The 22,203-nt window shown below is 54.7% G+C and carries 32 protein-coding genes; all 32 read left to right on the top strand.

What is annotated here, in order from left to right; genetic code table 11:
- Positions 1-51 precede the first annotated feature (51 nt).
- The 32 genes from rpoC to KQP88_RS21735 all read left to right on the top strand — a co-directional run bounded on the left by rpoC (position 52) and on the right by KQP88_RS21735 (position 22,195).
- Complete coding sequence (rpoC, locus tag KQP88_RS21890; RefSeq protein ID WP_200994438.1) at positions 52-4,251, top strand: DNA-directed RNA polymerase subunit beta'; 4,200 nt, start codon at positions 52-54, stop codon at positions 4,249-4,251.
- A 197-nt stretch (positions 4,252-4,448) separates the two neighbouring features.
- On the top strand, positions 4,449-4,820 hold the full coding sequence (rpsL, locus tag KQP88_RS21885) for a 30S ribosomal protein S12 (RefSeq protein ID WP_002555494.1): 372 nt from the start codon (positions 4,449-4,451) through the stop codon (positions 4,818-4,820).
- A 122-nt stretch (positions 4,821-4,942) separates the two neighbouring features.
- A complete protein-coding gene (gene rpsG / locus KQP88_RS21880) occupies positions 4,943-5,413 on the top strand; it encodes a 30S ribosomal protein S7 (RefSeq protein ID WP_010490886.1) in 471 nt (156 codons plus the stop codon).
- Positions 5,414-5,443: 30 nt separating this feature from the next.
- Positions 5,444-7,546: an elongation factor G gene (fusA, locus tag KQP88_RS21875; protein WP_025262055.1), complete on the top strand. Its 2,103-nt coding sequence runs from the start codon at positions 5,444-5,446 to the stop codon at positions 7,544-7,546.
- 31 nt (positions 7,547-7,577) lie between these two features.
- Positions 7,578-8,771 carry an elongation factor Tu gene (gene tuf, locus KQP88_RS21870; RefSeq protein WP_025262054.1) on the top strand — a complete coding sequence of 398 codons (1,194 nt, stop codon included), beginning with the start codon at positions 7,578-7,580 and terminating at the stop codon, positions 8,769-8,771.
- A 140-nt stretch (positions 8,772-8,911) separates the two neighbouring features.
- Positions 8,912-9,223 (top strand): 30S ribosomal protein S10, encoded by a 312-nt coding sequence (gene rpsJ / locus KQP88_RS21865; RefSeq protein WP_003186070.1) that lies wholly within the window; start codon positions 8,912-8,914, stop codon positions 9,221-9,223.
- Between the two features lie 81 nt (positions 9,224-9,304).
- On the top strand, positions 9,305-9,940 hold the full coding sequence (rplC, locus tag KQP88_RS21860; protein ID WP_025262053.1) for a 50S ribosomal protein L3: 636 nt from the start codon (positions 9,305-9,307) through the stop codon (positions 9,938-9,940).
- Positions 9,941-9,952: 12 nt separating this feature from the next.
- Complete coding sequence (gene rplD, locus KQP88_RS21855; protein WP_117163586.1) at positions 9,953-10,555, top strand: 50S ribosomal protein L4; 603 nt, start codon at positions 9,953-9,955, stop codon at positions 10,553-10,555.
- Positions 10,552-10,851, top strand: a complete 300-nt coding sequence (gene rplW, locus KQP88_RS21850) for a 50S ribosomal protein L23 (protein ID WP_002555488.1) — start codon at positions 10,552-10,554, stop codon at positions 10,849-10,851. Before rplD ends, rplW begins: the two co-directional genes overlap by 4 nt.
- A 14-nt stretch (positions 10,852-10,865) precedes the next feature.
- Complete coding sequence (gene rplB, locus KQP88_RS21845; protein ID WP_007924198.1) at positions 10,866-11,690, top strand: 50S ribosomal protein L2; 825 nt, start codon at positions 10,866-10,868, stop codon at positions 11,688-11,690.
- Between the two features lie 16 nt (positions 11,691-11,706).
- Positions 11,707-11,982 (top strand): 30S ribosomal protein S19, encoded by a 276-nt coding sequence (rpsS, locus tag KQP88_RS21840; protein ID WP_004883670.1) that lies wholly within the window; start codon positions 11,707-11,709, stop codon positions 11,980-11,982.
- Between the two features lie 13 nt (positions 11,983-11,995).
- Positions 11,996-12,328 carry a 50S ribosomal protein L22 gene (gene rplV / locus KQP88_RS21835; RefSeq protein WP_002555485.1) on the top strand — a complete coding sequence of 111 codons (333 nt, stop codon included), beginning with the start codon at positions 11,996-11,998 and terminating at the stop codon, positions 12,326-12,328.
- A gap of 13 nt (positions 12,329-12,341) precedes the next feature.
- Positions 12,342-13,028, top strand: coding sequence for a 30S ribosomal protein S3 (rpsC, locus tag KQP88_RS21830; protein WP_025262051.1), 687 nt, complete (start codon positions 12,342-12,344; stop codon positions 13,026-13,028).
- A 12-nt stretch (positions 13,029-13,040) separates the two neighbouring features.
- The gene (rplP, locus tag KQP88_RS21825) at positions 13,041-13,454 is read left to right on the top strand and encodes a 50S ribosomal protein L16 (protein ID WP_025262050.1); all 414 of its coding nucleotides are present in this window, start codon (positions 13,041-13,043) and stop codon (positions 13,452-13,454) included.
- On the top strand, positions 13,454-13,645 hold the full coding sequence (rpmC, locus tag KQP88_RS21820) for a 50S ribosomal protein L29 (protein WP_002555481.1): 192 nt from the start codon (positions 13,454-13,456) through the stop codon (positions 13,643-13,645). The genes rplP and rpmC overlap by 1 nt, the downstream gene beginning before the upstream one ends.
- Positions 13,646-13,647: 2 nt before the next feature.
- Positions 13,648-13,914: a 30S ribosomal protein S17 gene (gene rpsQ / locus KQP88_RS21815; protein ID WP_002555480.1), complete on the top strand. Its 267-nt coding sequence runs from the start codon at positions 13,648-13,650 to the stop codon at positions 13,912-13,914.
- Between the two features lie 23 nt (positions 13,915-13,937).
- Positions 13,938-14,306 (top strand): 50S ribosomal protein L14, encoded by a 369-nt coding sequence (rplN, locus tag KQP88_RS21810; RefSeq protein ID WP_002555479.1) that lies wholly within the window; start codon positions 13,938-13,940, stop codon positions 14,304-14,306.
- Between the two features lie 11 nt (positions 14,307-14,317).
- Positions 14,318-14,632: a 50S ribosomal protein L24 gene (rplX, locus tag KQP88_RS21805; RefSeq protein ID WP_002555478.1), complete on the top strand. Its 315-nt coding sequence runs from the start codon at positions 14,318-14,320 to the stop codon at positions 14,630-14,632.
- 20 nt (positions 14,633-14,652) lie between these two features.
- Complete coding sequence (gene rplE, locus KQP88_RS21800; RefSeq protein ID WP_004883677.1) at positions 14,653-15,192, top strand: 50S ribosomal protein L5; 540 nt, start codon at positions 14,653-14,655, stop codon at positions 15,190-15,192.
- Between the two features lie 13 nt (positions 15,193-15,205).
- Positions 15,206-15,511, top strand: coding sequence for a 30S ribosomal protein S14 (gene rpsN / locus KQP88_RS21795; RefSeq protein WP_025262049.1), 306 nt, complete (start codon positions 15,206-15,208; stop codon positions 15,509-15,511).
- A 213-nt stretch (positions 15,512-15,724) separates the two neighbouring features.
- On the top strand, positions 15,725-16,117 hold the full coding sequence (gene rpsH / locus KQP88_RS21790) for a 30S ribosomal protein S8 (RefSeq protein ID WP_025262048.1): 393 nt from the start codon (positions 15,725-15,727) through the stop codon (positions 16,115-16,117).
- A 12-nt stretch (positions 16,118-16,129) separates the two neighbouring features.
- Positions 16,130-16,663 (top strand): 50S ribosomal protein L6, encoded by a 534-nt coding sequence (rplF, locus tag KQP88_RS21785; RefSeq protein WP_200994439.1) that lies wholly within the window; start codon positions 16,130-16,132, stop codon positions 16,661-16,663.
- A gap of 10 nt (positions 16,664-16,673) precedes the next feature.
- Entirely contained in the window at positions 16,674-17,024 is a 351-nt protein-coding gene (rplR, locus tag KQP88_RS21780) for a 50S ribosomal protein L18 (RefSeq protein WP_002555473.1), read from the top strand.
- 3 nt (positions 17,025-17,027) lie between these two features.
- Positions 17,028-17,528, top strand: coding sequence for a 30S ribosomal protein S5 (gene rpsE / locus KQP88_RS21775; RefSeq protein WP_024687031.1), 501 nt, complete (start codon positions 17,028-17,030; stop codon positions 17,526-17,528).
- A 2-nt stretch (positions 17,529-17,530) separates the two neighbouring features.
- Positions 17,531-17,707 (top strand): 50S ribosomal protein L30, encoded by a 177-nt coding sequence (gene rpmD, locus KQP88_RS21770; RefSeq protein WP_010220317.1) that lies wholly within the window; start codon positions 17,531-17,533, stop codon positions 17,705-17,707.
- A gap of 3 nt (positions 17,708-17,710) precedes the next feature.
- Positions 17,711-18,145, top strand: coding sequence for a 50S ribosomal protein L15 (gene rplO, locus KQP88_RS21765; RefSeq protein WP_007924183.1), 435 nt, complete (start codon positions 17,711-17,713; stop codon positions 18,143-18,145).
- Positions 18,146-19,480: a preprotein translocase subunit SecY gene (gene secY / locus KQP88_RS21760; RefSeq protein WP_025262046.1), complete on the top strand. Its 1,335-nt coding sequence runs from the start codon at positions 18,146-18,148 to the stop codon at positions 19,478-19,480.
- Positions 19,481-19,508: 28 nt separating this feature from the next.
- Positions 19,509-19,625, top strand: a complete 117-nt coding sequence (rpmJ, locus tag KQP88_RS21755) for a 50S ribosomal protein L36 (RefSeq protein WP_002555468.1) — start codon at positions 19,509-19,511, stop codon at positions 19,623-19,625.
- Positions 19,626-19,755: 130 nt separating this feature from the next.
- Positions 19,756-20,112 carry a 30S ribosomal protein S13 gene (gene rpsM / locus KQP88_RS21750; RefSeq protein WP_004883692.1) on the top strand — a complete coding sequence of 119 codons (357 nt, stop codon included), beginning with the start codon at positions 19,756-19,758 and terminating at the stop codon, positions 20,110-20,112.
- 30 nt (positions 20,113-20,142) lie between these two features.
- Positions 20,143-20,532, top strand: a complete 390-nt coding sequence (gene rpsK, locus KQP88_RS21745; protein WP_002555466.1) for a 30S ribosomal protein S11 — start codon at positions 20,143-20,145, stop codon at positions 20,530-20,532.
- A gap of 18 nt (positions 20,533-20,550) precedes the next feature.
- A complete protein-coding gene (gene rpsD / locus KQP88_RS21740; RefSeq protein ID WP_025262045.1) occupies positions 20,551-21,171 on the top strand; it encodes a 30S ribosomal protein S4 in 621 nt (206 codons plus the stop codon).
- Between the two features lie 22 nt (positions 21,172-21,193).
- A complete protein-coding gene (locus KQP88_RS21735; RefSeq protein ID WP_025262044.1) occupies positions 21,194-22,195 on the top strand; it encodes a DNA-directed RNA polymerase subunit alpha in 1,002 nt (333 codons plus the stop codon).
- Positions 22,196-22,203 lie beyond the last annotated feature (8 nt).

Below are 22,203 nucleotides of genomic sequence, written 5' to 3'. Positions count from 1 at the left end.
TCGGGAGCGGTGCCGTATGGTCCGCTCCCTGCTCCGCCAGGAGGGAAAGCCTTGAAAGACCTACTGAATTTGCTGAAAAACCAGGGTCAAGTCGAAGAGTTTGACGCGATCCGTATCGGGTTGGCGTCGCCTGAGATGATCCGCTCGTGGTCGTTCGGTGAAGTTAAAAAGCCGGAAACCATCAACTACCGTACGTTCAAGCCTGAGCGTGACGGCCTGTTCTGCGCCAAGATCTTTGGCCCGGTCAAGGATTACGAGTGCTTGTGCGGTAAGTACAAGCGCCTGAAGCATCGTGGTGTGATCTGCGAGAAGTGCGGCGTTGAAGTTGCACTGGCAAAAGTTCGTCGTGAGCGTATGGCCCACATCGAACTGGCTTCGCCGGTTGCCCACATCTGGTTCCTGAAGTCCCTGCCGTCTCGTATCGGCCTGCTGATGGACATGACCCTGCGTGATATCGAGCGCGTTCTCTATTTCGAGAGCTATGTCGTTATCGATCCAGGCATGACCACTCTTGAGAAAGGTCAGCTGCTGAACGACGAGCAGTACTTCGAAGCGCTGGAAGAGTTCGGTGATGATTTCGATGCCCGCATGGGTGCCGAAGCCGTCCGTGAACTGCTGCACGCTATCGATCTGGAGCACGAGATTGGCCGTCTGCGTGAAGAGATTCCGCAAACCAACTCCGAAACCAAGATCAAGAAGCTGTCCAAGCGTCTGAAACTGATGGAAGCCTTCCAGGGCTCGGGCAACCTGCCTGAGTGGATGGTCCTGACCGTTCTGCCGGTTCTGCCGCCAGATCTGCGTCCTCTGGTTCCGCTGGATGGCGGTCGTTTCGCGACTTCCGACCTCAACGATCTGTATCGTCGAGTGATCAATCGTAACAACCGTTTGAAGCGCCTGCTGGATCTGTCTGCTCCGGACATCATCGTGCGCAACGAAAAGCGTATGTTGCAGGAAGCTGTCGATGCCCTGCTCGACAACGGTCGTCGTGGCCGCGCTATCACCGGTTCCAACAAGCGTCCTCTGAAATCCCTGGCCGACATGATCAAGGGTAAGCAAGGTCGTTTCCGTCAGAACTTGCTCGGTAAGCGTGTTGACTACTCCGGTCGTTCGGTAATTACCGTGGGTCCGACCCTGCGTCTGCACCAGTGCGGTCTGCCGAAGAAGATGGCTCTCGAGCTGTTCAAACCGTTCATTTTCGGCAAGCTGGAAATGCGTGGCCTGGCCACGACCATCAAAGCTGCCAAGAAAATGGTCGAGCGCGAGCTGCCAGAGGTCTGGGACGTTCTTGCTGAAGTGATTCGCGAACACCCGGTCCTGCTCAACCGTGCACCGACGCTTCACCGTCTGGGTATCCAGGCGTTCGAGCCGGTTCTGATCGAAGGCAAGGCAATCCAGCTTCACCCTCTGGTCTGTGCGGCATACAACGCCGACTTCGACGGTGACCAGATGGCCGTTCACGTACCGCTGACGCTGGAAGCCCAGCTCGAAGCGCGTGCGCTGATGATGTCGACCAACAACATCCTTTCGCCAGCGAACGGTGAGCCAATCATCGTTCCTTCGCAGGACGTTGTACTGGGTCTGTACTACATGACTCGTGAAGCGATCAACGCCAAGGGCGAAGGTCGTGTGTTTGCGGATCTGCAGGAAGTCGACCGCGTATTCCGCGCCGGCGAAGCAGCTCTGCACGCCAAGGTCAAAGTCCGTATCCATGAAACGATCAATGATCGTGATGGCGGCAGCGTCAAGAACACCCGTATCGTCGACACCACTGTCGGCCGTGCGCTGCTGTTCCAGGTGGTTCCGGCCGGCCTGTCCTATGACGTCGTCAACCAGCCGATGAAGAAAAAGGCGATCTCCAAGCTGATCAACCAGTGCTACCGCGTGGTTGGTCTGAAAGAGACCGTCATTTTCGCTGACCAGCTGATGTATACCGGTTTTGCCTATTCGACCATTTCGGGTGTTTCGATCGGTGTTAACGACTTCGTTATCCCGGATGAAAAAGCTCGCATCATCGATGCTGCTACCGAAGAAGTTAAGGAAATCGAAAGTCAGTACGCCTCGGGCCTGGTAACTCAGGGCGAGAAGTACAACAAGGTGATCGACCTTTGGTCCAAGGCCAACGATGAAGTCTCCAAGGCGATGATGTCGAACCTCTCGAAAGAGAAGGTTGTCGACCGTCACGGTGAGACTGTTGACCAGGAATCGTTCAACTCGATGTACATGATGGCTGACTCCGGTGCCCGGGGTTCTGCTGCTCAGATTCGTCAGCTGGCCGGTATGCGTGGTCTGATGGCCAAGCCGGACGGCTCGATCATCGAGACGCCGATCACTGCGAACTTCCGTGAAGGCCTGAGCGTACTTCAGTACTTCATCTCGACTCACGGTGCTCGTAAAGGTCTTGCGGATACCGCGTTGAAAACCGCTAACTCCGGTTACCTGACCCGTCGTCTGGTGGACGTTGCACAGGATCTGGTCGTTACCGAAGTTGACTGCGGTACCGAGCATGGCCTGCTGATGACTCCGCACATTGAAGGCGGTGACGTTGTAGAGCCTCTGGGTGAGCGCGTTCTGGGTCGAGTTATCGCCCGTGACGTATTCAAGCCAGGCACCGAAGACGTTATCGTGCCTGCTGGCACGCTGGTAGACGAGAAGTGGGTCGAGTTCATCGAGCTGAACAGCATCGACGAAGTGATCGTTCGCTCGCCAATCAGCTGTGAAACCCGCTACGGCATCTGCGCCAAGTGCTACGGTCGCGACCTGGCTCGTGGTCATCAGGTCAACATCGGTGAAGCTGTCGGCGTTATCGCTGCCCAGTCGATCGGTGAGCCTGGTACCCAGCTGACAATGCGTACGTTCCACATCGGTGGTGCTGCAAGCCGTACTTCGGCTGCCGACAGCGTCCAGGTCAAGAACGGCGGTACTGTTCGCCTGCACAACCTGAAACACGTTGAGCGAGTGGATGGCCACCTGGTAGCCGTGTCCCGTTCCGGTGAGCTGGCTATCGCTGATGACTTCGGTCGTGAGCGTGAGCGTTACAAGCTGCCTTACGGTGCAGTGATTTCGGTGAAGGAAGGCGACAAGGTCGACGCTGGTTCGATCGTGGCCAAGTGGGATCCGCATACCCACCCGATCGTTACCGAAATGAAAGGTACCGTGACCTACGTGGGCATGGAAGAAGGCATCACGATCAAGCGTCAGACAGACGAATTGACCGGTATGACCAACATTGAAGTTCTTGATGCCAAGGACCGTCCAGCTGCCGGTAAGGACATTCGTCCTGCCGTCAAGATGGTGGGTCTGGATGGCAAGGATCTGCTGCTGCCAGGTACTGACGTGCCGGCTCAGTACTTCCTGCCAGCAAACGCCCTTGTTGGCGTGGCGGACGGTGCGCAGATCGCGATCGGTGATGTTATCGCTCGTATCCCGCAAGAAACTTCGAAAACCCGTGACATCACCGGTGGTCTGCCGCGTGTTGCCGACCTGTTCGAAGCTCGTCGTCCGAAAGAGGCGTCGATTCTTGCTGAAGTCAGCGGCACCATCGCGTTCGGTAAAGAGACCAAAGGCAAGCGCCGTCTGGTCATCACTCCGAACGACGGTAGCGATCCGTACGAAGAGCTGATCCCGAAATGGCGTCACCTGAACGTGTTCGAAGGTGAGCAGGTCAACCGTGGTGAAGTTATTTCCGACGGTCCTAGCGATCCGCACGACATCCTGCGTCTGCTGGGTGTAAGTGCTCTCGCCAAGTACATCGTCAACGAGATCCAGGACGTTTATCGTCTGCAGGGCGTGAAGATCAACGACAAGCACATCGAGACCATCCTGCGTCAGATGCTGCGTAAAGTTGAAATTGCCGAATCCGGCGATTCCAGTTTCATCAAGGGCGACCAGATGGAGCTGACTCACGTTCTCGTAGAGAACGAGCGTCTGAGCGCGGAAGACAAGTTTGTCTCCAAGTTCACTCGTGTATTGCTGGGTATCACCAAAGCTTCCCTGTCCACCGAGTCGTTCATCTCCGCGGCCTCCTTCCAGGAGACAACCCGCGTACTGACCGAAGCGGCAGTGACCGGCAAGCGTGACTACCTGCGCGGCCTGAAGGAAAACGTAGTCGTGGGTCGTCTGATCCCGGCTGGTACCGGTCTGGCATACCACAGCGAGCGCAAGCGTCGCCGTGATATCGACAAACCGTTGCGTGTCAGCGCGAGCGAAGTAGAAGCCGCTCTGACTGAAGCGTTGAACTCCAGCGGTAATTAAGAGTAAAGCCTCGGCATTTTTCTTCCGGCGACCACAGTTTTTTGCTGTGTTCGCCGGGTGAAGAGGTCGGGGCTTTGTCTTGACTGGGGGCAGGATCCTCTTTAGACTCTTGTACCCCTAAATTTGGCGGGGCTTACGCCCTGTCATTTGCTTTCTTGTAAGACAATAGCGTCGCAAGACAACAGTGGAGCTAGTAGATGGCAACTATCAACCAGCTGGTACGTCAGCCGCGTAAGCGTATCGTCGAGAAATCCGACGTGCCTGCGCTGCAGAACTGCCCGCAACGTCGCGGTGTGTGCACTCGTGTGTATACCACCACGCCGAAAAAACCTAACTCGGCATTGCGTAAAGTCTGCCGTGTGCGCCTGACCAACGGTTTCGAGGTTTCCTCGTACATCGGTGGTGAAGGTCACAACCTGCAAGAGCACAGCGTGGTACTGATCCGTGGCGGTCGTGTAAAAGACTTGCCAGGTGTTCGTTATCACACCGTTCGTGGTTCTTTGGATACTTCCGGCGTTAAAGGTCGTAACCAGGGTCGCTCGAAATACGGTACCAAGAAGCCTAAGTAGTATTCGGCTTCTGATTGAGTTTGCAGATTTCTATTTTTCTGAGTCGATAAGAGTAAGGTCGGACGCATTCCTAAGGGGATGGTGGTTCCGAGCTAACCTGAAGACCGTTTGAGGGCTTATCCATGCCAAGAAGACGCGTAGCAGCCAAGCGCGAAGTGCTTGACGATCCAAAATACGGAAGCCAAATCCTGGCCAAGTTCATGAACCACGTGATGGAAAGCGGCAAGAAAGCCGTTGCCGAGCGTATCGTTTATGGCGCGCTGGACAAGGTTAAAGAACGCAAGAACAGCGACCCCCTGGAAATCTTCGAGAAAGCTCTCGACGCCATCGCTCCGCTGGTCGAAGTGAAGTCGCGCCGTGTAGGCGGTGCTACTTACCAGGTTCCGGTTGAAGTTCGTCCGTCCCGTCGTAATGCATTGGCAATGCGCTGGCTGGTAGACTTCGCGCGCAAGCGTGGCGAAAAGTCTATGGCTCTGCGTTTGGCTGGCGAACTGTTGGACGCCGCCGAAGGTAAAGGTGCTGCAGTTAAGAAGCGTGAAGACGTGCACCGTATGGCTGAAGCTAACAAAGCTTTCTCGCACTACCGCTTCTAATTCCGGCGTCACTAATTTTGCGAGGGCTTTATGGCTCGTACTACTCCGATTAACCGCTACCGTAACATCGGTATCGTTGCTCACGTGGACGCTGGTAAAACCACGACCACCGAGCGCGTCCTTTTTTACACTGGCGTAAACCACAAAATGGGCGAGGTGCATGATGGCGCCGCGACCATGGACTGGATGGTTCAAGAGCAGGAGCGGGGTATTACCATTACTTCCGCTGCAACCACAGCCTTCTGGGCTGGTTCTGCCAAGCAATTCGACAAGTATCGCTTCAACATCATCGATACCCCCGGCCACGTTGACTTCACTATTGAAGTAGAGCGTTCGCTGCGTGTTCTCGACGGTGCTGTCGTGGTTTTCTGCGGTACTTCGGGCGTTGAGCCTCAGTCGGAAACCGTATGGCGTCAAGCCAACAAATACGGCGTTCCGCGTCTTGTTTATGTAAACAAGATGGACCGTGCTGGTGCGAACTTCCTGCGCGTGATCGGTCAGATCAAACAGCGTCTGGGTCACACTCCAGTGCCAATCCAGTTGGCTATCGGTGCAGAAGACAATTTCCAGGGTCAGATCGATCTGATGACCATGGAAGCTGTTTACTGGGATGATGCTGACAAGGGTATGGCTGCTCGTCGCGAGGCGATCCCTGCTGAACTGCAGGAATTGGCTGAAGAGTGGCGCAGCAACATGGTTGAAGCAGCTGCTGAAGCCAACGAAGAGCTGATGAACAAGTACCTCGAAGGCGAAGAGCTTTCCATCGAGGAAATCAAGGGCGCACTGCGTCAGCGCACAATCGCTGGCGAAATCGTTCTTGCTGTTTGTGGTTCTTCCTTCAAGAACAAGGGTGTTCCCCTGGTTCTCGACGCCGTTATCGACTACCTGCCTGCACCAGTCGACATTCCTGCCATCAAGGGTTCCGATCCGGATGACGAGACTGTTGAAATGGAGCGTCATGCAGACGACAACGAGCCGTTCTCGGCTCTGGCGTTCAAGATCGCTACCGACCCATTCGTGGGTACCTTGACCTTTGCCCGCGTTTACTCGGGCGTGTTGAGCTCCGGCGACGGCGTGATCAACTCGGTAAAAGGCAAGAAAGAGCGCGTGGGTCGTATGGTGCAAATGCACGCAAACACCCGTGAAGAGATCAAGGAAGTTCGCGCTGGTGACATCGCGGCCCTGATCGGCATGAAGGACGTCACCACTGGTGATACCCTCTGCTCCGCTGAAAAGCCAATCATCCTGGTTCGTATGGACTTCCCGGAGCCGGTTATTTCGGTTGCCGTTGAGCCAAAAACCAAGGATGACCAGGAAAAAATGGGTATCGCACTGGGCAAGCTTGCTCAGGAAGACCCGTCTTTCCGCGTCAAGACTGATGAAGAGACTGGTCAAACGATCATCTCTGGCATGGGCGAATTGCACCTGGACATCCTGGTTGACCGGATGCGCCGTGAGTTCAACGTCGAAGCCAACATCGGTAAACCACAGGTTTCCTATCGTGAGAAGATCACGAAGGCTTGTGAGATCGAAGGCAAGTTCGTTCGTCAGTCCGGCGGTCGTGGTCAGTTTGGCCATTGCTGGATCCGTTTTGCCCCTGCTGACGAAGGTCAGGAAGGTCTGCAATTCGTGAACGAAGTAGTTGGTGGTGTTGTTCCTAAGGAATACATCCCGGCTATCCAGAAGGGTATCGAAGAGCAGATGAAGAACGGTGTTGTTGCCGGCTATCCGCTGATCGGCCTGAAGGCTACCGTTTTCGATGGTTCTTACCACGACGTCGACTCCAACGAGATGGCGTTCAAGGTGGCGGCCTCCATGGCGACCAAGCAACTGGCTACCAAGGGTGGCGGTGTTGTTCTTGAGCCGATCATGAAGGTTGAAGTTGTAACACCTGAGGACTACATGGGTGACGTGATGGGTGACCTGAACCGTCGTCGTGGTCTGATCCAGGGTATGGAAGATACGGTTTCCGGCAAGGTTATCCGCGCCGAGGTTCCGTTGGGTGAGATGTTCGGTTATGCGACCGACGTCCGCTCCATGTCTCAGGGTCGCGCGAGCTACTCTATGGAATTCTCCAAATACTCCGAAGCTCCGTCGAATGTCGTCGAAGCTATCGTTAAAAAACAAGGCTGATTCAGCCCCTTTAGGCTAGGAGTTCACTGTCGTGGCTAAAGAAAAATTTGAACGTAACAAACCGCACGTCAACGTTGGCACCATCGGTCACGTTGACCATGGTAAAACCACTCTGACCGCTGCTCTGACTCGCGTTTGCTCCGAAGTTTTCGGTTCCGCAAAGGTTGACTTCGACAAGATCGACAGCGCCCCGGAAGAGAAAGCTCGTGGTATCACCATCAACACCGCTCACGTTGAATACGATTCGTCCGTGCGTCACTACGCACACGTTGACTGCCCAGGTCACGCCGACTACGTAAAAAACATGATCACCGGTGCTGCCCAGATGGACGGCGCGATCCTGGTTTGTTCGGCCGCTGATGGTCCGATGCCACAAACTCGTGAGCACATCCTGCTGTCCCGTCAGGTTGGCGTTCCGTACATCGTTGTCTTCCTGAACAAGGCTGACATGGTTGACGACGCTGAGCTGCTGGAACTGGTTGAGATGGAAGTGCGCGATCTGCTGAGCACTTACGACTTCCCGGGCGACGACACTCCGATCATCATCGGTTCGGCTCTGATGGCTCTGAACGGCCAGGACGACAACGAGATGGGTACTTCGGCTGTCAAGAAGCTGGTTGAAACTCTGGACAGCTACATCCCAGAGCCAGAGCGCGCTATCGACAAGCCGTTCCTGATGCCAATCGAAGACGTATTCTCGATCTCCGGTCGCGGTACTGTTGTAACTGGTCGTGTTGAGCGTGGCATCATCAAGATCCAGGAAGAAGTAGAAATCGTAGGTCTGCGTGACACTACCAAAACTACTTGCACTGGCGTTGAGATGTTCCGCAAGCTGCTGGACGAAGGCCGTGCTGGTGAGAACTGCGGCGTTCTGCTGCGTGGCACCAAGCGTGACGACGTTGAGCGTGGCCAGGTTCTGGTCAAGCCAGGCACCGTCAAGCCGCACACTCAGTTCGAAGCTGAAATCTACGTTCTGAGCAAAGAAGAAGGCGGTCGTCACACTCCGTTCTTCAAAGGCTACCGTCCACAGTTCTACTTCCGTACTACCGACGTAACTGGTAGCTGCGAACTGCCGGAAGGCGTTGAGATGGTAATGCCAGGTGATAACGTGAAAGTTTCCGTTACCCTGATCAAGCCAATCGCAATGGAAGACGGTCTGCGTTTCGCTATCCGTGAAGGCGGTCGTACCGTCGGCGCTGGCGTCGTAGCCAAAATCATCGCTTAAGCGTTGATTCAAGAAAAAGCCTCCGCTTGCGGGGGCTTTTTTATTGGGTTGACACTCTGTTAGCTCGTCTATAGAATTGCGCCTCCTTTTAACGGGCGTATTGCGCTCGGTGGGAACAGCAATCTGGAGTCTGAAATCCAATGCAAAATCAGCAAATCCGTATCAGGTTGAAGGCTTTTGACCATCGCCTGATCGACCAATCAACCCAGGAAATCGTGGAAACCGCGAAACGTACTGGTGCTCAGGTGCGTGGTCCAATTCCACTGCCGACCCGTAAAGAGCGGTTCACCGTTCTGGTTTCTCCGCACGTCAACAAAGACGCGCGCGACCAGTACGAGATCCGCACTCATAAGCGCGTTCTGGACATCGTCCAGCCAACGGATAAAACCGTTGATGCTCTTATGAAGCTTGATCTTGCGGCCGGTGTGGAAGTGCAGATCAGCCTCGGCTAAGACTCGGGTCTTAGTCGTGTAACGCTCTGAAATGGGCGGCCATAGCGGGTGAAAGCCCCGTACACTCATGAGGTTTACAACATGACTATTGGTGTAGTCGGTCGTAAATGCGGTATGACCCGTATTTTCACCGAAGAAGGTGTCTCCATTCCGGTCACGGTCATTGAGATCGAGCCGAATCGCGTCACTCAGTTCAAAACCGAAGAAACCGATGGCTATCGTGCAGTGCAAGTCACTGTCGGCGAGCGTCGCGCTTCGCGTGTTACAGCTGCCCAAGCTGGCCACTTCGCCAAGGCGAACGTAGCTGCTGGTCGCACTGTTCTTGAATTCCGTCTTGAAGAAGGCGAATACAAGGCTGGCGATCTGATCAACGCTGAAATCTTCGCTGCTGGTCAACTGGTTGATGTAACCGGTCAGTCCAAAGGTAAAGGCTTCCAGGGTACGATCAAGCGCTGGAATTTCCGTGGTCAGGATAACACCCACGGTAACTCCGTATCCCACCGCGTCCCAGGCTCTATCGGCCAGTGCCAGACTCCTGGTCGTGTATTCAAGGGCAAAAAAATGTCCGGTCATATGGGCGCTGAGCGCGTGACCGTGCAGTCCCTCGAAGTAGTGCGCGTGGACGCTGAACGCAATCTGTTGTTGGTCAAGGGCGCTGTTCCTGGCGCTACTGGCGGCAATCTGGTTGTACGTCCAGCAGCCAAGGCTCGCGGTTAAGGGGAAGCTGACATGCAATTAAATGTAAATGACGCTCAAGCAATCGAAGTTTCCGAACTGACATTTGGCGGCGAATTCAACGAGACACTGGTGCACCAGGCAGTCGTAGCCTACATGGCTGGCGGTCGTCAGGGCAGCAAGCAGCAAAAGACCCGTTCCGACGTTTCCGGTGGCGGTAAGCGCCCATGGCGTCAGAAGGGTACTGGCCGCGCTCGTGCCGGTACTATCCGTAGCCCAATCTGGCGTGGCGGCGGTACCACTTTCGCAGCTCGTCCTCAGGATCACACCCAGAAACTCAACAAGAAGATGTATCGCGCTGCTCTGCGTTCCATCCTTGGTGAGCTGGTCCGTACTGATCGTCTGGTCGTGGTTCAGGACTTCGCTGTCGAAGCACCGAAAACCAAAGATCTGCTGAGCAAGCTGAATGGCATGGGTCTGACCGATGTTCTGATCGTGTCTGACGCTGTTGACCAGAATCTGTACCTGGCTGCTCGTAACCTGCCTCACGTCGATGTACGTGATGTTCAAGGTTCCGATCCAGTTAGTCTGATCGCATACGACAAAGTGTTGATCACTGTGTCGGCCGTGAAGAAATTCGAGGAGCTGCTGGGATGAACCAGGAACGCGTATTTAAAGTTCTACTTGGCCCGCACGTTTCCGAGAAGGCCACGGTTCTGGCTGACAAGAAAGGCCAGTTCGTTTTCAAGGTTGCTACTGACGCAACCAAGCTGGAAATCAAGAAGGCCGTCGAAAGCCTGTTCAGCGTGAAAGTAGAGCGTGTTACTACCCTGAATGTTCTGGGTAAGAGCAAGCGCACTGCTCGCGGTCTGGGCAAGCGTAATGACTGGAAGAAGGCAGTTATCTCCCTTCAGCCAGGCCAAGATCTCGATTTCAGCAGCAGTGCTGAGTAAGGAAGGGGTGCATCATGGCAATCGTTAAATGCAAACCGACTTCCCCTGGCCGCCGTTTTGTGGTCAAGGTGGTCAACCAGGAGCTGCATAAAGGCGCTCCTCACGCACCGCTGCTCGAGAAAAAATCGAAGTCTGGTGGTCGTAACAACAATGGCCGTATCACTACACGTCACGTGGGTGGTGGTCATAAGCAGCATTATCGTTTGGTTGACTTCCGTCGCAACGACAAAGATGGCATCGCTGCCACTGTCGAGCGTATCGAATACGATCCAAACCGTACTGCTCACATCGCTTTGCTGCTGTACGCAGACGGCGAGCGTCGCTACATCATCGCCCCTAAAGGCGTGAGTGCTGGCGACCAGCTGATTGCTGGTGCTCTGGCTCCAATCAAGCCAGGCAACGCTCTTCAACTGCGCAACATTCCAGTTGGTAGCACCGTACACGGCATCGAACTGAAACCAGGTAAAGGCGCACAGATCGCTCGTTCCGCTGGTGCTTCTGCACAGCTGATCGCTCGTGAAGGTGTGTACGTTACTCTGCGTCTTCGCTCCGGTGAGATGCGTAAAGTACTGGCTGAGTGCCGTGCAACGCTTGGTGAAGTCTCGAACTCCGAGCACAGCCTGCGTTCCCTGGGTAAAGCTGGTGCCAAACGCTGGCGTGGCGTTCGCCCAACCGTTCGTGGTGTTGCCATGAACCCGGTTGACCACCCACATGGTGGTGGTGAAGGTCGTACCTCTGGTGGTCGTCATCCGGTATCGCCGTGGGGCTTCCCGACTAAGGGCGCGAAGACTCGTGGTAATAAGCGTACCGACAAAATGATCGTCCGTCGTCGCAAGTAAATAGAGGGATACGACAGTGCCACGTTCTCTGAAAAAAGGTCCTTTTATTGATCTTCACCTACTGAAGAAGATCGAAGTGGCGGCGGAAAAGAACGATCGCAAACCAGTGAAAACCTGGTCGCGTCGTTCGATGATCCTGCCACAAATGGTCGGTCTGACCATTGCTGTGCATAACGGTCGTCAACATGTCCCAGTTCTCGTGAGCGAAGACATGGTCGGCCATAAACTGGGCGAGTTTGCCGGTACCCGCACTTATCGTGGGCACGTGGCAGACAAGAAAGCCAAGCGTTAAGGGGTAAGGAACGATGGAAGTAGCCGCTAAGTTGTCGGGCGCTCGAATCTCCGCCCAGAAAGCCCGCTTGGTCGCCGACCAGATCCGCGGGAAGAAGGTGGGCGAAGCGCTCAACCTGTTGGCTTTCAGCAGTAAGAAAGCCGCCGAGATCCTGAAGAAAGTGCTGGAGTCGGCTGTAGCCAACGCCGAGCATAACGAAGGCGCAGACGTTGATGACCTGAAGGTCTCCACCGTTTTCGTCAACGAAGGGCGTTCGCTGAAGCGCATCATGCCACGTGCCAAAGGCCGTGCTGATCGCATCGTCAAGCGGTCTTGCCATATCACTGTCAAGGTCGCTGACAAGTAACGGAGTCGAAGAGATGGGTCAGAAAGTACATCCCATTGGCATTCGCCTGGGAATCGTCAAGGAGCACACCTCCGTCTGGTACGCAGACGGTCGCACTTACGCAGACTACCTGCTGGCAGATCTGCAGGTGCGTGAGTACCTCCAAGACAAACTAAAAAGCGCGTCCGTAAGCCGTATCGATATCCATCGTCCGGCTCAGACAGCACGCATCACCATCCACACCGCTCGTCCAGGTATCGTTATCGGGAAGAAAGGTGAAGATGTTGAGAAACTGCGTCAGGACCTGACCAAGCAAATGGGTGTGCCTGTGCACATCAATATCGAAGAGATCCGCAAGCCGGAGCTCGACGGTATGCTGGTTGCGCAGAGCGTAGCTCAGCAGCTGGAGCGTCGTGTAATGTTCCGTCGCGCCATGAAGCGCGCTGTACAGAACGCCATGCGCATTGGTGCCAAAGGCATCAAAATCCAAGTGAGCGGTCGTCTCGGCGGTGCTGAAATCGCACGTACTGAATGGTATCGCGAAGGTCGTGTGCCACTGCACACCCTGCGTGCCGACATCGACTATGCCAACTACGAAGCTCACACCACTTATGGTGTGATCGGTGTAAAGGTTTGGATCTTCAAAGGCGAAGTAATTGGTGGTCGCCAAGAAGAACTGAAACCACAAGCACCAGCGCCTCGTAAAAAAGCTGCTAAGTAAGGGGTACGCCAAATGTTGCAACCAAAGCGTACGAAGTTCCGCAAGCAAATGACTGGCCACAACCGTGGTCTGGCATTGCGCGGTAGCAAAGTCAGCTTCGGCGAATTCGCGCTGAAGTCTGTAGCTCGTGGTCGTCTCACCGCTCGTCAGATCGAGTCAGCGCGTCGTGCTCTGACCCGTCACGTTAAACGTGGCGGCAAGATCTGGATCCGTGTATTCCCGGACAAGCCTATTTCCAAAAAGCCCCTCGAAGTTCGTATGGGTAAAGGTAAGGGTAACGTCGAGTACTGGGTTGCCCAGATTCAGCCAGGCAAAGTCCTGTATGAAATCGAGGGTGTTACTGAAGAGCTGGCGCGTGAGGCTTTCGCCCTGGCTGCTGCAAAGCTGCCGCTCGCCACCTCCTTTGTTAAGCGGACGGTGATGTGATGAAAGCGAATGAACTTCGTGAAAAATCAGCACAGCAGCTGAACGAGCAACTGCTCGGCCTGCTGCGCGACCAGTTCAATCTGCGTATGCAGAAAGCAACTGGCCAGTTGGGGCAGTCTCACCTGCTCTCGCAAGTTAAGCGTGACATCGCTCGCGTGAAGACTGTGCTCAACCAGCAGGCAGGTAAGTAATCATGGCTGAAGCCGAAAAAACCGTCCGTACGCTGACTGGCCGTGTTGTCAGCGACAAGATGGACAAGACCATCACCGTTCTGATTGAGCGTCGCGTAAAGCACCCGATCTACGGTAAATACGTTAAGCGTTCGACTAAGCTGCACGCGCACGACGAAACCAATCAGTGCCATATCGGCGACAAAGTCACTATTCGTGAAACTCGTCCGGTAGCCAAGACCAAGTCTTGGGCATTGGTTGATATCCTCGAACGCGCTGTGGAAGTCTAAGGACTAGGGGTCGGAGAAATTATATGATTCAGACTCAATCCATGCTCGATGTGGCCGATAACAGCGGCGCTCGCCGCGTTATGTGCATCAAGGTGCTGGGTGGCTCCCATCGTCGTTACGCTGGTATCGGTGACATCATCAAAGTGACCGTCAAGGAAGCAATTCCGCGCGGTAAGGTGAAAAAAGGCCAAGTGATGACTGCTGTTGTAGTCCGCACTCGCCATGGTGTTCGTCGTGCAGACGGCTCCATCATCCGCTTCGATGGCAACGCTGCTGTTCTTCTGAACAACAAGCAAGAGCCGATCGGTACCCGTATCTTTGGGCCAGTGACCCGTGAACTTCGTACTGAGAAGTTCATGAAGATCGTCTCGCTCGCCCCAGAAGTTCTGTAAGGAGATCCGACATGCAAAAGATTCGTCGTGACGACGAGATCATCGTGATCGCCGGCAAAGACAAAGGTAAGCGCGGTAAGGTGCTCAAGGTTCTCGCTGACGACCGTCTGGTCGTTGGTGGGATCAACCTGGTGAAGCGTCATACCAAGCCAAACCCGATGTCGGGCGTACAGGGCGGTATCGTCGAGAAAGAAGCGCCATTGCACGCTTCCAACGTCGCCATTTTCAACGGCGCAACCAACAAGGCTGACCGCGTTGGTTTCAAAGTTGAAGACGGCAAGAAAATTCGTGTCTTCAAGTCGACCCAAAAAGCGGTTGATGCTTGAACACTGCTAGGTAGAAGACCATGGCACGACTAAAAGAGATTTACCGGAAGGAAATCGCTCCGAAGCTTAAGGAAGAACTTAAGCTGGCGAACGTGATGGAAGTTCCGCGCGTTACCAAAATCACCCTGAACATGGGTCTGGGCGAAGCGATCGGCGACAAAAAAGTCATCGAGCACGCTGTTGCTGACCTGGAAAAGATCACCGGTCAAAAAGTTGTTGTGACTTACGCTCGGAAATCCATCGCTGGCTTTAAAGTCCGTGAAGGTTGGCCGATCGGCGTCAAAGTAACTCTGCGCCGCGATCGTATGTACGAGTTCCTGGATCGTCTGCTGTCGATCTCCCTGCCTCGGGTTCGCGACTTCCGCGGCCTGAATGCCAAGTCCTTCGATGGTCGTGGCAACTACAGCATGGGCGTAAAAGAGCAGATCATCTTCCCGGAAATCGACTACGACAAGATCGATGCTCTCCGCGGTCTGGACATTACCCTGACCACCACTGCCAAGAACGATGATGAAGGTCGCGCACTGCTGCGTGCTTTCAAATTCCCGTTCCGCAACTGATTGGAGTAGGAAAATGGCCAAGAAGAGCATGAAAAACCGTGAGCTGAAGCGTCAGCTCACCGTTGCCAAGTTCGCCGTGAAGCGTGCAGCGCTCAAAGCAATCATCGTTGATCTGAACGCAAGTCCAGAAGCGCGTTGGGAAGCTACCGTAGCTCTGCAGAAGCAACCACGTGACGCAAGCGCTTCGCGCATGCGCAACCGTTGCCGCATCACCGGTCGTCCACACGGCGTCTATCGCAAGTTCGGCCTGGGCCGTAACAAGCTGCGTGAAGCAGCAATGCGTGGCGACGTACCGGGTCTGGTTAAAGCCAGCTGGTAAGACGTACCTCTCGCTACCTGTCGTCGGTTTCGCAAGAAATCGATGCCAGGTGAGTCGGGAAATCAAATCAAGCCCCTTTTGGGGCTTGATTCGTTTCTGCGGTAGGACTAGAATTGCCGGCTCGCCTGAGCCCGTGTTTTTACTTGCCCGGAATATCTCGGCGACAAGCTGTAGCCGCAAGGCTAATTATTTTGTATTAGGAGCGTCTAGCCCATGAGTATGCAGGACCCGTTAGCGGACATGCTAACTCGTATCCGTAATGCCCAGATGGCTGAAAAGCCCGTCGTAAGCATGCCATCTTCCACGTTGAAGGTTGCTGTAGCCAAAGTCCTGAAAGACGAGGGTTACATTGCGGGTTATCAGATCAGCAGCGAAATCAAGCCACTGCTGTCCATCGAGCTGAAGTACTTCGAAGGCCGTCCAGTCATCGAAGAAGTGAAGCGCGTCAGCCGCCCAGGCTTGCGTCAGTACAAGTCCTCCGATGATCTGCCGAAAGTTCGTGGCGGTCTTGGTGTGTCTATCGTCTCCACCAACAAAGGTGTGATGACGGATCGTGCTGCGCGCGCTGCCGGTGTCGGTGGCGAAGTGCTTTGCACTGTGTTCTAAGGGGGGATAAGCATGTCACGCGTAGCTAAGAACCCCGTTAAGTTGCCAGCCGGTGTCGAAGTCAAATTCGTTGGCCAGCAGCTTTCGGTGAAGGGTGCCAAGGGTACTCTGGAACTGAACGTCCATTCGTCCGTTGAAATTGTTGAAGAAGCTGGTGAGCTGCGTTTCGCTGCTCGCAATGGCGATCAACAGACTCGCGCAATGGCAGGCACAACTCGTGCACTGGTTAACAACATGGTCCAGGGCGTAAGCCAAGGCTTCGAGCGCAAGCTCCAGCTGGTCGGTGTTGGTTACAAAGCGCAAGCAAAAGGCTCGGTCCTGAACCTGGCACTTGGCTTCTCGCACCCGGTGGATTACGAATTGCCGAATGGCATTACCGCTGAGACCCCCAACCAAACCGATATCTTCATTCGTGGTATCGACAAGCAGTTGGTTGGTCAAGTGGCCGCTGAGATCCGCGACTTCCGCCGTCCTGAGCCGTACAAAGGCAAAGGTGTGCGTTACGCAGACGAAGTCGTCCGCCGTAAAGAAGCCAAGAAGAAGTAGGGCATAGCAAATGACCGTCAAAAAAGTTACCCGACTGCGTCGCGCTCGCAAAGCACGCCTGAAAATGCACGAACTAGAAGTCGTGCGTCTCTGCGTGCACCGCTCTTCGCAGCACATTTATGCCCAGGTCATTTCGGCCGACGGCAGCAAAGTCCTGGCAAGCGCCTCGACTTTGGACAAAGAACTGCGTGATGGCGCCACTGGCAACATCGACGCGGCCACTAAGGTTGGCAAGCTGGTCGCCGAGCGTGCAAAAGCCGCTGGCGTATCGCAAGTGGCTTTCGACCGTTCTGGCTTCAAGTACCACGGCCGTGTCAAAGCGCTGGCTGATGCTGCTCGTGAAGGCGGGCTGGAGTTCTAAGTTATGGCAAATAACGACCAAAAACGCGACGAAGGCTACATCGAGAAGCTGGTTCAAGTTAACCGCGTGGCCAAAACCGTAAAAGGCGGCCGTATCTTCACTTTCACTGCGTTGACCGTAGTAGGTGATGGTAAAGGGCGTGTTGGCTTCGGCCGTGGCAAGTCACGTGAAGTGCCTGCTGCAATCCAGAAAGCGATGGAAGCTGCTCGCCGCAACATGATCCAAGTCGATCTGAACGGCACTACTCTGCAGTACGCAATGAAGTCTGCCCATGGCGCTTCGAAGGTGTACATGCAGCCTGCTTCTGAAGGTACCGGTATCATCGCTGGCGGCGCTATGCGCGCAGTGCTGGAAGTTGCTGGTGTTCAGAACGTATTGGCCAAGTGCTACGGCTCTACTAACCCGGTAAACGTGGTTCACGCCACTTTCAAGGGTCTGAAGGGCATGCAGTCTCCTGAGTCCATCGCTGCCAAACGTGGCAAGCGTGTTGAGGAGATCATCTGATCATGGCTACCGTTAAAGTAACGCTGATCAAAAGCACCGCCGGCCGTCTCCCTAACCACAAACTGTGCGTTAAGGGTCTGGGTCTGCGTCGCATCGGTCACACTGTAGAAGTCCTGGATACTCCCGAGAATCGCGGGATGATCAACAAGGCTTACTACATGCTGCGAGTCGAGGGTTAATCGATGAAACTCAATGATCTGAGTCCAGCGCCGGGTTCCCGTCGCGAAAAGCATCGTCCGGGCCGTGGTATCGGTAGTGGTTTGGGTAAGACTGGTGGCCGTGGTCACAAAGGTCAGACCTCCCGCTCCGGTGGCACCATTGCTCCGGGCTTTGAAGGCGGCCAACAGCCGTTGCATCGTCGTCTGCCAAAATTCGGTTTCGTTTCCCTGAAAGCCATGGACCGCGCAGAAGTGCGTCTGTCCGAGCTGGCCAAAGTGGAAGGCGACATCGTAACTGTGCAGTCTCTGAAGGATGCCAACGTGATTAACCAAAACGTACAGCGTGTGAAAATCATGCTGTCCGGCGAAGTTACTCGCGCTGTCACCATCAAAGGTATCGCAGCCACCAAAGGTGCGCGTGCGGCTATCGAAGCAGCTGGCGGCAAGTTCGAGGAATAAATGGCTAAGCAAGGTGCTCTCTCTGCGCTCGGCAAAGGCGGTATGTCTGAACTCTGGGCTCGTCTGCGTTTTCTGTTCCTGGCGATTATCGTCTACCGAATAGGCGCACACATCCCGGTTCCAGGTATCAACCCGGATCGACTCGCAGACCTGTTTCGACAGAATGAGGGGACCATTCTTAGCTTGTTCAACATGTTTTCCGGCGGCGCGCTGGAGCGGATGAGCATTTTTGCACTGGGGATCATGCCGTACATTTCGGCATCGATCATCATGCAATTGATGACCGCCGTCAGCCCGCAGCTGGAGCAGTTGAAGAAGGAAGGTGAAGCTGGCCGTCGCAAGATCAGCCAGTACACCCGCTACGGCACCGTCGTCCTGGCATTGGTTCAAGCTATCGGCATGTCCGTTGGCCTGGCCAGTCAGGGCGTTGCTTTCTCTGCAGATATCGGCTTCCACTTCGTGGCTGTCACCACCTTCGTGGCTGGTGCAATGTTCATGATGTGGCTGGGCGAGCAGATTACCGAGCGCGGTGTTGGCAACGGTATCTCGATGTTGATTTTCGCAGGTATCGTCGCCGGTCTTCCGAGAGCGATCGGGCAGTCTTTCGAGTCTGCACGCACGGGTGATATCAATATCTTCGCCCTGGTCGCGATCGGTTTGCTGGCAGTAGCGATCATCGGTTTCGTGGTGTTCATTGAGCGTGGTCAGCGTCGTATTGCTGTTCACTACGCCAAGCGTCAGCAGGGCCGCAAGGTCTTCGCTGCGCAGACCAGCCACTTGCCGCTGAAAGTGAACATGGCTGGTGTTATTCCTGCCATTTTCGCGAGCAGCATCTTGCTGTTCCCGGCTTCGCTGGGTTCCTGGTTCGGTCAGTCTGAAGGTATGGGCTGGTTGCAGGACATCTCGCAGTCGATCGCTCCTGGTCAGCCGTTGAATATTCTGCTGTTTAGTGCAGGGATTATTTTCTTCTGCTTCTTCTATACGGCGTTGATGTTCAATCCGAAAGACGTAGCGGAAAACCTGAAGAAGTCCGGTGCCTTTATTCCGGGTATCCGTCCAGGTGAGCAGTCGGCACGCTATATTGATGGCGTCCTGACCCGCTTGACCATGTTCGGTGCTCTTTATATGACGGCCGTGTGCCTGCTTCCCCAGTTTCTGGTGGTTGCGGCAAACGTACCGTTCTACCTTGGCGGGACCTCGTTGCTGATCGTGGTCGTGGTTGTGATGGACTTTATGTCGCAAGTGCAATCTCACCTCGTTTCGCACCAGTATGAATCCCTGATGAAGAAAGCCAACCTGAAGGGTTACGGCAGCGGCGGCGGAATGCTGCGCTGAGGTACCCATAAGGTTCGAGGAGTTGGTGATGAAAGTTCGTGCATCGGTGAAAAAGCTGTGCCGTAACTGCAAGATTATTCGCCGCGAAGGTGTGGTTCGAGTAATTTGCAGCGCGGAACCACGTCATAAGCAGCGCCAAGGCTGATTGTGATTTGTGCTTAAGCCCAGCAGCTAGTGCGCTGCTGGGTTGATTATTTGTTCCTACAGCGATATTATCTCGCGCCCTATTTCTTGGCTTCCGGGGCGTAGGTAGCTGTCAATTGGAGTCCCACTGAATGGCCCGTATTGCAGGCGTTAACATTCCAGATAACAAGCATACTGTTATCTCGCTGACCTACATCTATGGTGTTGGTCGCACAACTGCACAGAAAATTTGTGCAACCACTGGGGTTAACCCAGCGGCAAAGATCAAAGATCTGAGCGACGAGCAGATTGAACAGCTGCGTGGCGAAGTGGCGAAGTTCACCACTGAAGGTGACCTGCGTCGCGAAATCAACATGAAAATCAAGCGCTTGATGGATTTGGGCTGCTACCGCGGTCTGCGTCATCGTCGTGGTCTGCCAGTACGCGGTCAGCGTACCAAGACCAACGCGCGTACTCGCAAAGGTCCGCGTAAGCCGATCCGCAAGTAATCGCTCCAGCGTTTCGACAGGAATTTAGTCATGGCAAAACCTGCTGCTCGTCCTCGTAAAAAAGTTAAAAAGACAGTGGTTGATGGCATCGCCCACATCCACGCGTCGTTTAACAACACAATCGTCACCATTACCGATCGTCAAGGTAACGCTCTTTCCTGGGCTACCTCCGGCGGTTCGGGTTTCCGTGGTTCACGCAAGTCCACCCCGTTCGCTGCTCAAGTAGCTGCCGAGCGTGCTGGTCAAGCCGCGCTGGAGTACGGTCTGAAAAACCTCGACGTCAATGTCAAGGGTCCAGGCCCAGGTCGTGAATCCGCTGTCCGTGCATTGAACGGCTGTGGCTATAAGATCGCCAGCATCACCGACGTGACGCCAATCCCGCACAACGGGTGCCGTCCGCCGAAGAAGCGCCGCGTGTAATCCAGGAGACTGTAAGAAATGGCTCGTTACATTGGTCCAAAATGCAAACTTGCTCGTCGTGAAGGCACCGATCTCTTTCTGAAGAGCGGCGTTCGCGCTATCGAATCCAAGTGCAACATCGAAGCAGCTCCAGGCATCCACGGCCAACGCCGCGGTCGTCAGTCCGATTACGGTACTCAGCTGCGTGAAAAGCAAAAAGTCCGTCGTATCTACGGCGTTCTCGAGCGTCAGTTCAGCGGCTACTACAAAGAAGCTGCAGGCAAGAAAGGCGCAACAGGCGAAAACCTGCTGCAATTGCTCGAATGCCGTCTGGACAACGTTGTATATCGTATGGGCTTCGGCTCGACTCGTGCCGAATCCCGTCAACTGGTTTCGCACAAGTCGATCAGCGTCAACGGCAAAACCGTTAACGTTCCTTCTTACCAGGTTCGTGCTGGTGACGTAGTCGCTATTCGCGAGAAGGCCAAGAACCAACTGCGTATTGTCCAGGCTCTCGATCTGTGTGCCCAACGTGGCCGCGTAGAATGGGTAGAAGTAGACACTGAGAAGAAATCGGGCGTTTTCAAGAACGTTCCAGCTCGCAGTGATCTATCCGCCGACATCAACGAAAGCCTGATTGTCGAGCTCTACTCCAAGTAAGGGCTAGAAAATAGGTGCATCCATGCAGATTTCGGTAAATGAGTTCCTGACACCCCGCCACATTGATGTGCAGGTTGTCAGTCCAACCCGCGCCAAGATTACTCTCGAGCCTCTCGAGCGTGGTTTTGGCCATACCCTGGGCAACGCGCTTCGCCGCATTCTGTTGTCCTCCATGCCCGGCTGTGCAGTAGTCGAGGCCGAGATTGACGGTGTACTCCATGAGTACAGCGCCATCGAAGGTGTACAGGAAGACGTCATTGAAATCCTGTTGAACCTTAAAGGTCTGGCTATCAAGCTGCACGGTCGAGACGAAGTTACGCTGACCTTGTCGAAGAAGGGTTCGGGGGTGGTTACCGCTGCCGATATTCAGCTGGATCATGATGTCGAGATCGTTAATCCCGATCACGTAATCGCTAACCTGGCGTCTAACGGCGCCTTGAACATGAAGCTCGTAGTAGCTCGTGGTCGTGGTTATGAACCGGCAGACTCGCGTCAGAGCGATGAAGACGAAAGCCGCAGCATTGGTCGTCTGCAGCTTGACTCTTCGTTCAGCCCAGTACGTCGCATCGCCTACGAGGTGCAAAACGCCCGTGTCGAGCAGCGTACCAACCTGGACAAGCTGGTTATTGATATGGAAACCAACGGTACTCTGGATCCTGAAGAGGCTATACGTCGTGCTGCAACCATTCTGCAACAGCAGTTGGCTGCGTTCGTCGACCTCAAAGGTGACAGCGAACCAGTGGTAATCGAACAGGAAGATGAGATCGATCCGATCCTCCTCCGTCCGGTTGACGATTTGGAACTGACCGTGCGTTCGGCCAACTGCCTTAAGGCGGAGAACATTTACTACATCGGCGACCTGATTCAGCGTACCGAAGTAGAACTGTTGAAGACTCCGAACCTGGGCAAGAAATCCTTGACCGAGATCAAGGATGTCCTGGCTTCTCGTGGTCTTTCCCTCGGCATGCGCCTCGACAACTGGCCGCCTGCAAGTCTTAAGAAGGACGACAAGGCGACTGCCTGATCGTCGTA

This window comes from Pseudomonas lijiangensis, from assembly GCF_018968705.1.
Lineage (GTDB): Bacteria > Pseudomonadota > Gammaproteobacteria > Pseudomonadales > Pseudomonadaceae > Aquipseudomonas > Aquipseudomonas lijiangensis.
This window is presented reverse-complemented; position numbering and strand designations above follow the sequence as displayed.

Excerpts from the sequence above, each read along its gene's own strand:
- secY (WP_025262046.1), top strand. The coding sequence starts at position 18,146 with ATGGCTAAGCAAGGTGCTCTCTCTGCGCTCGGCAAAGGCGGTATGTCT.
- rpmD (WP_010220317.1), top strand. The coding sequence starts at position 17,531 with ATGGCTACCGTTAAAGTAACGCTGATCAAAAGCACCGCCGGCCGTCTC.
- rplO (WP_007924183.1), top strand. The coding sequence starts at position 17,711 with ATGAAACTCAATGATCTGAGTCCAGCGCCGGGTTCCCGTCGCGAAAAG.
- rpsN (WP_025262049.1), top strand. The coding sequence starts at position 15,206 with ATGGCCAAGAAGAGCATGAAAAACCGTGAGCTGAAGCGTCAGCTCACC.
- rpmC (WP_002555481.1), top strand. The coding sequence starts at position 13,454 with ATGAAAGCGAATGAACTTCGTGAAAAATCAGCACAGCAGCTGAACGAG.
- rplN (WP_002555479.1), top strand. The coding sequence starts at position 13,938 with ATGATTCAGACTCAATCCATGCTCGATGTGGCCGATAACAGCGGCGCT.
- rplP (WP_025262050.1), top strand. The coding sequence starts at position 13,041 with ATGTTGCAACCAAAGCGTACGAAGTTCCGCAAGCAAATGACTGGCCAC.
- rplR (WP_002555473.1), top strand. The coding sequence starts at position 16,674 with ATGACCGTCAAAAAAGTTACCCGACTGCGTCGCGCTCGCAAAGCACGC.
- rplD (WP_117163586.1), top strand. The coding sequence starts at position 9,953 with ATGCAATTAAATGTAAATGACGCTCAAGCAATCGAAGTTTCCGAACTG.
- rpsE (WP_024687031.1), top strand. The coding sequence starts at position 17,028 with ATGGCAAATAACGACCAAAAACGCGACGAAGGCTACATCGAGAAGCTG.
- rplB (WP_007924198.1), top strand. The coding sequence starts at position 10,866 with ATGGCAATCGTTAAATGCAAACCGACTTCCCCTGGCCGCCGTTTTGTG.
- fusA (WP_025262055.1), top strand. The coding sequence starts at position 5,444 with ATGGCTCGTACTACTCCGATTAACCGCTACCGTAACATCGGTATCGTT.
- rplV (WP_002555485.1), top strand. The coding sequence starts at position 11,996 with ATGGAAGTAGCCGCTAAGTTGTCGGGCGCTCGAATCTCCGCCCAGAAA.
- rpsC (WP_025262051.1), top strand. The coding sequence starts at position 12,342 with ATGGGTCAGAAAGTACATCCCATTGGCATTCGCCTGGGAATCGTCAAG.
- rplC (WP_025262053.1), top strand. The coding sequence starts at position 9,305 with ATGACTATTGGTGTAGTCGGTCGTAAATGCGGTATGACCCGTATTTTC.
- rpmJ (WP_002555468.1), top strand. The coding sequence starts at position 19,509 with ATGAAAGTTCGTGCATCGGTGAAAAAGCTGTGCCGTAACTGCAAGATT.
- KQP88_RS21735 (WP_025262044.1), top strand. The coding sequence starts at position 21,194 with ATGCAGATTTCGGTAAATGAGTTCCTGACACCCCGCCACATTGATGTG.
- rplE (WP_004883677.1), top strand. The coding sequence starts at position 14,653 with ATGGCACGACTAAAAGAGATTTACCGGAAGGAAATCGCTCCGAAGCTT.
- rpsJ (WP_003186070.1), top strand. The coding sequence starts at position 8,912 with ATGCAAAATCAGCAAATCCGTATCAGGTTGAAGGCTTTTGACCATCGC.
- rplW (WP_002555488.1), top strand. The coding sequence starts at position 10,552 with ATGAACCAGGAACGCGTATTTAAAGTTCTACTTGGCCCGCACGTTTCC.
- rpsM (WP_004883692.1), top strand. The coding sequence starts at position 19,756 with ATGGCCCGTATTGCAGGCGTTAACATTCCAGATAACAAGCATACTGTT.
- rpsH (WP_025262048.1), top strand. The coding sequence starts at position 15,725 with ATGAGTATGCAGGACCCGTTAGCGGACATGCTAACTCGTATCCGTAAT.
- rpsQ (WP_002555480.1), top strand. The coding sequence starts at position 13,648 with ATGGCTGAAGCCGAAAAAACCGTCCGTACGCTGACTGGCCGTGTTGTC.
- rpsG (WP_010490886.1), top strand. The coding sequence starts at position 4,943 with ATGCCAAGAAGACGCGTAGCAGCCAAGCGCGAAGTGCTTGACGATCCA.
- rpsD (WP_025262045.1), top strand. The coding sequence starts at position 20,551 with ATGGCTCGTTACATTGGTCCAAAATGCAAACTTGCTCGTCGTGAAGGC.
- rplF (WP_200994439.1), top strand. The coding sequence starts at position 16,130 with ATGTCACGCGTAGCTAAGAACCCCGTTAAGTTGCCAGCCGGTGTCGAA.
- rpsL (WP_002555494.1), top strand. The coding sequence starts at position 4,449 with ATGGCAACTATCAACCAGCTGGTACGTCAGCCGCGTAAGCGTATCGTC.
- rplX (WP_002555478.1), top strand. The coding sequence starts at position 14,318 with ATGCAAAAGATTCGTCGTGACGACGAGATCATCGTGATCGCCGGCAAA.
- rpsK (WP_002555466.1), top strand. The coding sequence starts at position 20,143 with ATGGCAAAACCTGCTGCTCGTCCTCGTAAAAAAGTTAAAAAGACAGTG.